This is a genomic window from Streptomyces avicenniae, from assembly GCF_000719135.1.
Lineage (GTDB): Bacteria > Actinomycetota > Actinomycetes > Streptomycetales > Streptomycetaceae > Streptomyces > Streptomyces avicenniae.
In genome coordinates this window covers 1-1,019 of sequence record NZ_JOEK01000031.1, presented here as the reverse complement: position 1 = coordinate 1,019, position 1,019 = coordinate 1, and the positions used below count along the sequence as shown (strand labels likewise).

At 70.1% G+C, this 1,019-nt stretch carries 1 protein-coding gene; it reads right to left on the bottom strand.

Annotated features, from left to right (window positions below; genetic code table 11):
* Window position 1: 1 nt before the first annotated feature.
* A complete protein-coding gene (locus tag IF27_RS30675) occupies window positions 2-709 on the bottom strand; it encodes a transglycosylase SLT domain-containing protein (RefSeq protein WP_110946370.1) in 708 nt (235 codons plus the stop codon).
* Window positions 710-1,019: the final 310 nt, after the last annotated feature.

Genomic DNA, 1,019 nt, shown 5'->3' with positions numbered 1-1,019 from the left:
GTCAGTAGGCGCTGTTGACGTTGTCCATGGAGCCGTAGCGGTCGGCGGCGTAGTTGGCGGCGGCGGTGATGTTGGCGACGGGGTCGTAGGGGTCGGTGCTGGTGCCTTCGACGTGGTACTGGTCGAAGGTGGGGTCGATGACCTGGAGGAGGCCCTTGGAGGGGATGTTCTTGTGGGCGTTGGTGTCCCACATGTTGATGGTGAGGGGGTCGCCGCTGGATTCGCGCATGAGGTTGCGGTGGATGCCGTCGTAGGTGCCGGGGATGTCGTTCTTCTTCATGATGTCGAGGGCCTGGTCGATCCAGTGGTCGATCTGGTCGGGGGTGGCGGGCTGGGCCTTGGGCTGGTCCTCGCGGGGGATGGGGATGAGGGTGCCGTCGTCGCGGTACTGGGCGCCGCGGCCCTGGTCCTGAGGCTCGGGGGTGTCGGCGGTCTTGGTGTCGGGCTTGGTGGGCTTGTCGGCGTTGTCGTCGGCGTTGTCGGCGTTGTCGCGGGGGGCGTCGTCGTTGCGCGTGTCGTCGGTGGTGCGGGGGTGGTCGGTGGGGGTGTAGGCGGTGGGGCTGGTCTGTTCGGCGGTCTTGGTGACGGTGGTGTGGTCGTCGGCGGTGGCGTGGGGGGCGAGGGTGGCGGTGAGGGCGGCGCCGGTGGCCAGGACGCCGGCCAGGGTGCCCTTGCGGGTGATGCGGAGGGTCCGGTTGGTGGCGGTCATGGTGCTACCTCGATCCTGGGTGCCGGGGGGTGCGGGGGGTTTTCGGTGCGACGTGGCCCAGTGTGGGAAGTGGCTGCGGGAGGCGGCAAAGGAGTGTCCTACGAGGCGGGACCGTGGTCCTGTGCCGCCGTGCGTGCCCGATCGGCATCAGGGCGGGGGTGGGGGTGTACGGCCCGGGACCGTAGGGGACGGAGGTCCCTGTGCCGGGGCTCACGCCCAGACCGCCACCACCTCACGCACCGCCGTCTGTTGACCCACATCCCGCAACCGCACCGGCCCGACCGCCAGTTGACCGCCCCCACCCCACACA

Coding starts and splice junctions, on each gene's coding strand:
- IF27_RS30675 (WP_110946370.1), bottom strand. CDS start 709: ATGACCGCCACCAACCGGACCCTCCGCATCACCCGCAAGGGCACCCTG.